Genomic DNA, 10,292 nt, shown 5'->3' with positions numbered 1-10,292 from the left:
ATTGTCTGGTTGTTTTAAGATACTACAATTGTCCGATTTTCTCTACTTTATACTGGAACGCTTTGGCGGGGGGAGGTCAGTTTGAAGACTTTCTAAATCACTCACTTGAATGTGCAATCAAAAAGTACAATGCAAAAGTCCTAATTATCGACAATCTTGCCTACCTAAGGAATGAGACAGAACGAGCCAAAGATGCTTTGCCATTGATGAAACATTTGAAAGCATTAAAAAGTCGTTACGGATTATCTATTCTCTGCCTGGCTCATACCCCTAAACGAGATTTGACAAAACCTATCACTCGAAATGATCTTCAAGGTTCCAAGATGCTCATCAATTTTTGTGACGCCTGTTTTGCAATCGGTGAAAGTACAAAGGATAAACAAATCCGATACATCAAGCAAATAAAAGAAAGGAACACTCCAAAACTTTATGGTGACGATAATGTGATTGTCTGTCAAGTCAATAAGCCGCTCAATTTCTTGCAGTTTGAATTTTTGACATACGGCAATGAACAAGAGCATTTACGTCATCAAACTGAGCAGGATAAAGCAAACAGGCTGCAAGAAGCTTTGGAAATGAAGAGACAAGGTCTATCAAACGTTTCGATTGCCAAAAAATTAAACGTTTCTGAGGGCGCCGTCAGAAAGTGGGTTAAGCAGGATGAAGCCACAAAGAAACCATAAAATCGTACTATTCGTACCGTACGAACGGTACGAATAGTACGACCAAACACCATTTAGCATGTCACCAAGCTCCAAATTCGACCACTTGGAAACCGATTTTGGCACAGCCATTTTATCGGAGTTAACGGGCCAGTTTCTTATTCGAAATCAACAGCCAGTTAGGCTATTTGATACTACCCAACACTCGGCTGAATATTATTTCCGGTCTGATAAGCAAGGAAAACCGTATATACAGGACTTCGCACTGAGTAAGCGTTATTATCCTATAACTGCTTATAGTCAAGTATTTAAAATACCTTACCAGACTGCCTTATCTGAACTATGCCAGCAATATGGTTTAAACAGTAAAAGAGCCTATAGGCACCGATTAGATCAAATCCGGCCAGTTAAATTACTTAATACTACCTATTTACCAGTTGATTTATATCAATTATGCCGAATACAAATCGAGCGAAATGGTTTTTATCAATATTTGTGCTACTTCCTCGGCCAGTCAATGGCTGATCAACAAATTGAGCGCTATTGCATCGGCACATCGCACCGATGGCAATATGAGCACACATTTGCTACCTGCTTCCCTCAGTTTGATATTGAGGGTAATTTACGACAGATTAAGGTTATGCCTTTCCATCCTATTACCGGACGCAGAGCTAGAACCAATGACACAGTTTACAAATGGAATGAACGTAATCAACTTTATGAATTGGACTCAGCTGAAAAGGTATGGTTTGCGGGCAAGAAATTGACCACAGACCATATCACAAATTTACAACAATGCTATTTTGGAGAGCACCTATTACGTGATAAAACCAAACCAGTGGCTATAGTTGAGGGCGAATCAACAGCCATAGTATGTTCGGCAATTTGGCCACAATATATTTGGATAGCAACAGGTGGTTCTACAGGCGGTAAGTGGTATAATCCAGACCGATTTAGCGTCTTAAGTGGACGAGAAGTTGTCATATGGCCCGATAGTGGTAAGTATGAAGAGTGGCGTTATCGAGCGCAACCCTTGCGAAAACTTGTTAGGTCCTTAATGGTAAGCCGTTACCTTGAAGACAAAATTCCTTTCAGTAATAATAATGTTGATCTTAGGGATTTGTTAACGTGGCCTCGATTCATCCTTTCTGATGGCACAATTATTTACGGAGAGAAGCTTTAATCAACTATTCAGAATAACCCTCTACAAACTGAATCAAGTTGTAAAATGCTTTAGACGAAGTGTCGTATCAATCTTTCAGTAAAAATTAAAGTATTCTAATTGGTTGCATCAGTTAAGTCAGTTGTAGTATAAATTCCCAATTCCGTACACCAATCCGTATACCACCTAAAAATCGAAAGCCGCAACCAATTGATTGCGGCTTAATTATGTGCCGAAGGCGAGACTCGAACATACTTAATTTATATATTTTCTCCAATTGCTAAATAAGCACAAAAACAGCTCCTATTTAATCAGAATGGGCATTTTTACTGTACTCAAGTATTAATCTAGAATAAGCCTGATTAAAATAAATTAAGTAATACCGTACACCAATCCGTACACCGATTATCTTTGGTGTACGGAATAAAAGACTCAAACCTGGTGTATGCCTCGCTCATCTGACTCCCCTGTTACTTATTTCCCACGCGACCCGAAAGCCAAGAAGCCGACGCCCATTACCTGTGCTATCCGGTTCGATAATCAGCGCATGAACATCGGCACTGGCTTTAAAGTAATGCCTACCCACTGGAACGATACCAAGCAGCGAGTTAAGAACGTCGTTGATGCTATAGATAAAGGCCAGATCAATGGCTTTCTCGACCGGCTAGAGAAAGAGATTGCCGCGATTATCATTGACCTGAAAGCCAAGCAGGTAGCGGTGACAACAGAAATTGTCAAACAGCGAATTAATAACTATCTGAATCCAGTCGTTGAAGTTGAGAAACCAAAGACACTTCTGGATTTCGTACAATGGTATATCGACACCTGCCCTACTCGCTTGGTACGCGGCTCGAAAGCCCGAACAGGAAGGTTTATTTCACCCGATACCATTCGACGTTACCAGACGACATTGAATGGCTTGAAAGCCTTTTCTAAGACATACCCACGCCCTCTCCTATTTGACAACATCGACGCAGCTTTCTACAAAGCATTCACCGCCTGGCTTGTGGGGAAAGACTATGCGACTAACAACGTCAGTAAATACATCGAGAATGTAAAGGGATTCATGAGTGCAGCAGTTGACGAAGGGTTCACGACTAATATGGCCTATCGTAAGTTTGCCAATCTGCGTGAAGATGCTGAAAACATCTATCTAACTGAAGCTGAGTTGCAACGCATTTTCGAGCTTGACCTAAGCAAACAGGCTGTCGGCATGACTGTAGTGCGCGACCTATTTATTTTTGCAGCCTGGACAGGTTTACGGTTTTCCGACTTCTCTACTCTTCAACCTGAACACATAAAGACCGATGAGGCTGGTAATCAATATCTCGAATTACGCCAGCGCAAGACGGGCGGGCGGGTGCAAATACCAATCGTACATGAAGCTGTCACCCAGTTACTGGCAAAGTATAAGAATCAATTACCAACTGGTATCTCAAACCAACGAACAAACGATTACCTAAAAGAGATTTGCCAGTTGGCCGAAATCAACGAGCGAATTTTAAAGCACGTTACCAAAGGCGGCAAGGCTGTTGTGAAGACTTCAGAGGGTTGGGGAAAGATGTCGCCTGGCGTTGAAAAATGGACTCTTGTGACTTCACACACGGCCCGAAGAAGCTTTGCCACTAATATGTTTAAACGAGGCATGCCCACAGTTTTAATCATGAAGCTAACCGGACACAAAAAGGAAAGTGAGTTTCTAAAATACATTAAAATTGATGCAGCTGAGACGCTTGATTTAATGCGTCAGTATCTTGGACAGAAACCAGTACTGAAGATTGTTGTTTAGTTAAGGCGCTATACTATTATAAAGAACTTAACAAACATAAACAGCTATAATATATCACACTTCAACTATCCGTTACTTTTTGTCTTCCTATAATAAAGCGCATCCAGCATTATAAGCTAGATGCGCTTATTGTTTTACGCAAAATACCTCCCATACAAATTGCCCACTGTTAATTATTTTAAAGTTGCACAGGGGGGTTGTTACACCTCGCCCTTATACCGGTAAGACCTTCGCAGTATGAAGAACGTAACACACTTCATACAAAACAACATGAATACGCTTGATGAGCAGAAACCTCTCACTGCCAGCGAAGCTGCTAAGTTTTTAAGCATTTCGCTAAGGACATTTTATCAACACCTTCCTGCAATAAAGCATGCAAGAAGGTTTGGGAAAATCTATGTACAACGGGCTGATCTATTGGCCTATTTAAACAATCAGGAAGCCAATGTCGCCATCTAACCCAAATCCATTCGATGATATTGTGTATCGCTTGATGGGTATAGAACGGGGGCTATCTGATCTGATGGAAAAGCTATCTAGCACTCAAAAAAGTGATGATGCAGATGAACTGTTAACACCTGAAGAAACAGCTCAAACACTAAAAGTCAGCAAGGTTACAGTCTGGGATTGGAGCAAACGTGGAATCCTCAATCCTCGACGTATAGGTAACAAAGTTCGATACCTTCGTTCCGAAGTGCTGTCTGCTGCCAGACCGAAAGGAGGTGTTATGAAATGACAGCCCGACAAAACTCACGAATAACAGACACCTTTAGCGAAGATGACGATGACTTGCCTTTCGGCCCATCTCCTGGTAGCAATAAAACACTGCTTTCGTTTGAAGTAGCCAAGGAAGTAAGAGCCGCTGGCTTCTCAATCTGGTTGATTCAAAAATTTGATTACGGGTTGCTTTTCCGGTGCTCCGCCCATGGTCGTCAGATACGCGTGATTCTACCAACCATGACTCAAACCATTGGTGATCCTGTCTATGAATCAAACTCACGTTTGCATATAGCTACAAGTATCGCTGGTCTCCGCTCATTCCTAACAATGCAGTCCTGATTTACCCTCTACAGTAGGAAACAACTGATAGTTTCAGCCTGCACCCATAAAACGAAAAACGGGTCGGCAGCCCCTACAGCCCCGACCCGTTAAAACTCCTAAAGACCATGCAAGATACTCATTCACAGCTTAATAACCAAGCCACATATCCTGTTTTTACTGGGCAGGATGATCGCCTGATTGAAGCGTCGATTGATCACAAAGAAGATACCCAGTATGACGTTGATATAGATGGGTACGATCCCAGTCAATTCGAGCGGCAATCGTGCCAAAGCACAAAGAACATTTCCGAAGAATGGTCTGCTCCCCAGCCCATCACAACGAATCTACTTGATGTTCTGCCAATGGAAGCAGAGATGATTCCCGAGCCTCTGCGCCCCTGGCTAACTGACATTGCTTACCGGATGAAATGTCCCCTGGATTTTGTGGCAGTAGCAGCCATCACTATGTTCTCCTCCTTGATCGGCACCAGGTTGACAATTCAGCCCAAAAATCGTGATGACTGGACTATTGTATCTAATGTGTGGGGAGCCGTCATTGGCGATCCATCCACAATGAAAACTCCTTCTGTTAACGAGGTTTTCAGGCCACTCAATCGGATTAGCACTGAAGCCCGAGAGCAGTTTGAAGAGGAACAAAAACGGTACCAACAAGAACAGATGACCTATGAACTCCAAAAGAAAGTGTATCAATCGCAGGAGTTGGATCGCCTAAAAGGTAAACCATCAACGGATCCAATAGGCTACCCCGAGACACCAAAAAATCCAACCGAACGGCGCTTTATAGCGAACGATCCCACGATTGAAAAGCTGGCCGATTTACTCAATGAAAATCCAACGGGAATACTAGTTACTCGGGATGAGTTAATCGCCTTAATCGCTGCCTGGGATAAATCTGGGCGAGAACAAGATCGTGCGTTTTACTTGGAAGGTTGGAATGGGAATGGCTCAATTATCATTGACCGAATGGCCAGAGGAACTACCCACGTCAAAAACGTCTGTATTACCTTATTCGGAGGGATTCAACCGTCAAGACTACTGGGTTACCTAAAGGCGGCCACTGAACACGATAATGATGGGTTTGTGCAACGGCTACAACTAGCCGTCTTCCCTGACAAGGCGGCCTGGGCCTACACAGACGAATTTCCAGATAAAGCGGCTAGAGATAAGGCCTTTACTCTGATTAAGCAAATTGTGCAATCTGATTTTGCGGCCATTGCCTATCCTGCCAACGAGTACAATCGACTACCTTATACACGCTTTGATGAACAAGCTCAGCAGGTTTTTAAGGACTGGCTAGTCAAGTGGGAAACTCAGGTATTGCCTAATGAGAGTGGACTACTCCAAGAGCACTTTACGAAGTATCGCTCACTGGTACCTTCGTTAGCTTTAATCTTTCACGTACTGAACTGCGAGTCGAATCCAGTGGAAGCCTCGGAAGCGCCAAAGCGCCTTGTTTCGATTGAAGCGGCTAGAATGGCAATTCGATGGTGTGAGTATCTCCAATCCCACGCCAGACGAATCTATGGGCTCTTAGACACTGTCAGTGCCACTGCGGCTAAAGAACTCCTACGACATCTGAAAAAAGGGGATCTGAAAGACGGCTTCAAGGTTCGAGACGTAATGAAAAAAGGGTGGGCTAACCTCAATACTACGGCAAGTGTTGATTCGGCACTGGCTGAGTTAATTGACCGAAATTGGCTTAAAGAGGTAGTACCCACGCCACCGATGACCGGCAGACCCGAAGCGCCACACTATCTGATCCACCCACAAATTATTTCACAAGATACATAGTACACCTACCGGCAAAACCGGCAAAAGTAGTTATGCCGGTTTTGCCGGTAGGTGTACTACAAGTTTTCAAAAAAAACTATGGCTACCTACTTACCAACCCAGAGTGTGCTGAATGTAGAGGTGTCCTGCTTTGCCAACTATAATACGCCTAGTAATCCAAAGCCTGTTAACCTCTACTTGTGGCTGACGAATGCCAAATACCGGGATAGAGTACTGACAATACGGGCAGAGTCAGACAAGCTAAAACGGGATGCCCTCAAAGCGACCTTACCCGCTATTACACCCAGTGGCGTATTTACCTATCGCCAAGCATCAAGCCTGGTGCCGGGCAGCCATAGTGGGCTTATCCAGTTCGATATTGACTTCAAGGACAACGCGCATATACGTAATTATGCTAATCTGAAGGTCCAACTTGGTAGACTTCCCTTTGTGGCCTATTGTGGTTTGTCTGTTTCGGGTACGGGTTACTGGGGTCTTGTTCCCATTGCTCATCCCAAGCGGCATGGCCAACATTTCGACGCCTTACGCCGGGTATTTGCCCACTACAGAATCAATTTGGATGATAAGCCGAGGAACGTGGCTAGCCTACGCGGATACTCCTACGACCCTGAAGGGTATTTTTCTGAGAAGGTAATGCTATTCGAACTCTATGATGAGCCTCAATCGGTACCAGTTAGGCAGTTCAGTCAAACGAAAGATGCCGATACCGAACGACAACGGGTAGAAGTCTGTATTGGTGAGATTAGCCGACGCAACATTGACATTACCAGTGGCTATAACAATTGGTATGCTATCGGCTGCGACCTAGCAAGCACCTTTGGCGAGGGTGGACGGGATTATTTTCACATTGTTAGTCAGTGCCATCCTGAATACCAAATTACTTCTTGTGACAAGCAGTACACGCATTGCCTTCGTAGCTACAAAGAAGTACAGCTAAAGGCATTTTTCGGACGTTGTCGGGATGCGGGCATCACCTGGAAGGAACTACTACCCCATGAGCCAGTCAATCGGATAAGCTTGTTGAAAAATAAGTCAAAAACATGTAGTACAGTTACCGGCAAAACCGGCAAAAGTACCGATGAGCCAAGTAACCAAATTCAAACGTTACTAAGTGAACCTGTGGCCAGGGAAGTTGCTCCATTTAAACCACCTATTATTAGTCTGGTTGATACATCAATTTCGGAGACATGTTCTCCTCCAGCTACAGAGAAAACGCTGCAAAATGAAGGGTTAATCGAGATATTGACTGTTGAACCAGAAAGGTGTTGCGCATCAGAATGTGAAGAACCTAACCTAGTAGGCAGAAAGCCAATGATCAGTGCGAAAAATTTTCACGAATGGCAGTGTCAAGACTCGTATTTCAGTCAGATGGGGGTACCTACTAAATGCAGCGAGGATAGCCTATGAACCCTGGATTAATCTAAAAGACTCGCACAAAAAAGCAGACTATTGTTGCTTAAGGTCACATAATTCACCTTTCTTAAGCCCGTTCAGCCATTCATAGCGAACGGGCTTAATCTTGGTCGTTTTTCTTGCACAGCCCCCTTGCTACACTCTTTGGCTAAGAGTTGACAACCTTTGTCAGGGAGAAGTAGACAAAGAACACATGAAGAATAATCACAACGATAACCCTTTTTTATCAAAAAAAGAGGCCGCACTTTTTTTAGGTGTATCCGGTCGGACTCTTTGCCGACATCGCTCAGAAATTGGCTTTATACGTCGTTTTGGGAGACCTTATTTCCATAAAGCCGATTTAATATCCTACCTAAAAGCAGGCAAGTCCCATGAATAATCCAACACCCAGTCAGCTCCTGGAAAGGCCCATCCATAGTGATGCGATACGAGATTTCTTAAATAATGGCGACACTCGCTATGGGGAACTCTCCGTACTGAATGGAGCTAGCCCTCTTGTTATCGCTCATTTAATTTTTGCAGACCGGGCAGATCGAAATCTGAGGAGGTACCTCAGTGGATGCAATTATGCAATGTTCGCTCTACTCGATGAGTTAAACGGACTCATTGCGTATCATCCACCCCTAGCCAAACTGCTAATTCGATTCGTCTTCGAAAAGCTGGAAAAGGACATCATCAGGCTTGAATTTTATGAGCTTATGCTTGGTATGTATGGACTTGAGGAAGCGAAGGAAATTGTTGAAAGTAGATTAACCACCCCCGCGAAACTCTAAATAGAATTGAAATTTTTAGGTGACTAATAAAATGATAACGAATCCATTGTATGCACCTCAAAACGTTCGTGCCCAGTATCAGGGAGGTATGCCTGCCAGCCTGGCTTTCGCATTGATGCCGACTGATAACTTCGCCCAGAAGCGGGCTGATGCAGCCCTGGCGGTTCAGTACCAGTCGATGGCAATGGGCATAGCTGACCAGGCAGCGGCTGAAAAAGAACGTGCCTTACAGGAGACCCAGAAGTCACTGGGTCTTATCGACCAGCAGAATATTCTGGCTCCCGATATGCGCCGGTTGAATAACCAGTACACGGAGCGGTGGCGTCAACAGATGCAAGATGAAATCACCAACCAGTATGGGGGTGACATTGTTCGGTGGAAGCGGGAGCGGCAGGCATACCATGCGAATCGGTATGAGAACGAACTGAAAGCCTCGACCGATTTCCAGCAGGCGCTGGCAAATAAGACGGCCTATGCCCAGGCAGAGGAAGCCAAGAGTAAGGGTAAATTATTACTGGGTAACTACGATCAGGATTGGTCGGATTATGTCTCCGGCAAAAGTAACAAGCTCAACTACCGGGGCGCGTATGATCCACCGAAAGAGGGGTTTGATTATTTCGATAAGACGTACCATCCGACACTTCCGTTTGGTAGCAAAGGTCGCCCGGTTGAAGTGTCGCAGTCTGACTTGGTTGCCCACCTGTTGAGCCAAGGGCTGACGGGTGAGCAGGCTTCGGACTACATGAATAAGATTGGCTATCAGGGTGGCCGGTACTGGAAGATGGATAGCCAGAAGCCGTGGGACGCCAGCAAAACGGTCTGGGATCAACAGATGGATAAGCAGAAGTTGAATCTCGCCAAGTCCGACTCCGCAGAGACCCGTCGTCATCACCTGGCGACAGAAGCCGCGGAGAAAGCTGCTAAGGGGATTGGAGGGGTGCCAACAATTGTCGATCATATCTACAACCCAATCGGAGCTATACCCTCCTATAAGACCCCTGATGGTCAGACTATCTATGTAAAACCAGGTGCCACAGGCCGGGTTGCAGATGGGATAATTCGAGCGGCAGGTATTCAGCCAGAACAGGATTATGCCTCGTCGGTAGAATTTCTCGATGCGAAGGAGAAGATACCTAACCCAGATTATGACAAGAAGGTCTATTCGTCGCGCCTGAATGAAGTGTATACCACCAATTTCGACCAAAAACTTACCAATAGTATTGCTGGTCAGAAGGGTACACCCAGCCCATTTACCTTTGACAGCGTTGACCCTTCCAAGATTTATTACTACGGGGATAAGCCATTCATTCACGCTGTCGCCCGCATCAATGGGAAACCTCGTAAGGTGGCTGTGCCAATTTCAGATAGCAATTTAACACAGGGTGAGCTGGTCAACCAAGCGGGGATATATAACAGTAAAGAAGAACAACGTCAGTATGGGTCAGATGCTCAAACAATTCCTGCTGGGATGAAACGACGTTTATCTACCCAATCAGACATTAACCGCATTCTAAACCGTGTCAAATAACCTAACTGCAATACCGGGGCCAGTACCTACCTATAAGCCCAATATGCCTGGTATAAAAACATTTGCCGGAAGACTTAATAGCATGGGCTATGAGGGCGATGAAATTCTGAATA

The 10,292-nt window shown here is 44.6% G+C and carries 9 protein-coding genes and 1 pseudogene; all 10 read left to right on the top strand.

Annotated elements, in window-relative coordinates:
* Positions 1-683: pseudogene (locus GO755_RS41190) on the top strand (hypothetical protein); the annotation flags it as partial.
* A gap of 58 nt (positions 684-741) precedes the next feature.
* Positions 742-1,845, top strand: a complete 1,104-nt coding sequence (locus tag GO755_RS40430; protein ID WP_157591134.1) for a DUF6371 domain-containing protein — start codon at positions 742-744, stop codon at positions 1,843-1,845.
* 424 nt (positions 1,846-2,269) lie between these two features.
* A complete protein-coding gene (locus GO755_RS40425; protein WP_157591133.1) occupies positions 2,270-3,613 on the top strand; it encodes a site-specific integrase in 1,344 nt (447 codons plus the stop codon).
* Positions 3,614-3,883: 270 nt separating this feature from the next.
* Complete coding sequence (locus GO755_RS40420; RefSeq protein ID WP_198175089.1) at positions 3,884-4,072, top strand: helix-turn-helix domain-containing protein; 189 nt, start codon at positions 3,884-3,886, stop codon at positions 4,070-4,072.
* Positions 4,059-4,349, top strand: coding sequence for a helix-turn-helix domain-containing protein (locus tag GO755_RS40415; RefSeq protein WP_157591131.1), 291 nt, complete (start codon positions 4,059-4,061; stop codon positions 4,347-4,349). The genes GO755_RS40420 and GO755_RS40415 overlap by 14 nt, the downstream gene beginning before the upstream one ends.
* Positions 4,346-4,672 carry a hypothetical protein gene (locus GO755_RS40410; RefSeq protein WP_157591130.1) on the top strand — a complete coding sequence of 109 codons (327 nt, stop codon included), beginning with the start codon at positions 4,346-4,348 and terminating at the stop codon, positions 4,670-4,672. The genes GO755_RS40415 and GO755_RS40410 overlap by 4 nt, the downstream gene beginning before the upstream one ends.
* Positions 4,673-4,779: 107 nt before the next feature.
* A complete protein-coding gene (locus tag GO755_RS40405; RefSeq protein ID WP_157591129.1) occupies positions 4,780-6,465 on the top strand; it encodes a YfjI family protein in 1,686 nt (561 codons plus the stop codon).
* 78 nt (positions 6,466-6,543) lie between these two features.
* The gene (locus GO755_RS40400; RefSeq protein WP_157591128.1) at positions 6,544-7,872 is read left to right on the top strand and encodes a BT4734/BF3469 family protein; all 1,329 of its coding nucleotides are present in this window, start codon (positions 6,544-6,546) and stop codon (positions 7,870-7,872) included.
* Positions 7,873-8,249: 377 nt separating this feature from the next.
* Entirely contained in the window at positions 8,250-8,651 is a 402-nt protein-coding gene (locus GO755_RS41715) for a hypothetical protein (protein ID WP_157591127.1), read from the top strand.
* A 31-nt stretch (positions 8,652-8,682) separates the two neighbouring features.
* Positions 8,683-10,179 (top strand): hypothetical protein, encoded by a 1,497-nt coding sequence (locus GO755_RS40390; protein WP_157591126.1) that lies wholly within the window; start codon positions 8,683-8,685, stop codon positions 10,177-10,179.
* Positions 10,180-10,292: the final 113 nt, after the last annotated feature.

This window comes from Spirosoma arboris (genome assembly GCF_009754945.1).
Taxonomy (GTDB): Bacteria; Bacteroidota; Bacteroidia; order Cytophagales; family Spirosomataceae; genus Spirosoma; species Spirosoma arboris.
Note: the sequence above shows the minus strand (reverse complement) of the source record. Positions and strands in the feature narration are given on the sequence as shown.